The organism is Erwinia sp. MYb416, assembly GCF_037479575.1.
Taxonomy (GTDB): domain Bacteria; phylum Pseudomonadota; class Gammaproteobacteria; order Enterobacterales; family Enterobacteriaceae; genus Erwinia; species Erwinia rhapontici.
Genome location: NZ_JBBGYT010000337.1, coordinates 1,258 through 1,791 on the forward strand (window position 1 = coordinate 1,258; position 534 = coordinate 1,791).

Genomic DNA, 534 nt, shown 5'->3' on the forward strand with positions numbered 1-534 from the left:
AGCCGGGACTGTTCAGCGGCAGGCGCAGTTTTAGCCCGGTAATAAACAGTGAGGCCGCCATTGCGATTTCAGTCAGATTTTTTGCGAGGTGGGCATGAGCAGCAATATCAATCTGTAGCAGGTTAAGCACCCAGGGGCCACACAGTATCCCGGCGATTAAATAGAGAGCAAAAGCCGTCACTGGCCCCCGGCTTATCCAGCCCGATGCCAGCGACATCAATAATAACAACCCCCCTGTGGCAGCGGTCCATCCAAGAAATCCCATCTTTTCTCCTCTTGAGATAATGCATTGTTCTAATGTGCTCTATACAGGATAGAGCTTTTCCAGGCTTTGCCTGGACAAAGCGTGCGCGGGAAGAAAAGGAAAGAAATTTATTATGATGAGTCAGTCGCCCTATTCTGCATTCTCAGGTTGTTGCGAAGAAAGGGCGACGGTTCTGCGTTTTTTTACCGCACGTGAGGGGGGCTGGCACAGGCTGCAAATAAAACTGCCGGTTGGCTGATGCGAATGATTGATAAAACTGCCGCCACAGC

The 534-nt window shown here is 50.7% G+C and carries 1 protein-coding gene and 1 pseudogene; both read right to left on the reverse strand.

Translation table 11 applies throughout. The features are described from left to right. Window positions 1-265: pseudogene (locus WH277_RS04020) on the reverse strand (cation:proton antiporter); the annotation flags it as partial. A gap of 129 nt (window positions 266-394) precedes the next feature. Further along, on the reverse strand, window positions 395-534 hold a 140-nt coding region (locus WH277_RS04025), incomplete at its 5' end, for a FlhC family transcriptional regulator (RefSeq protein WP_339504487.1).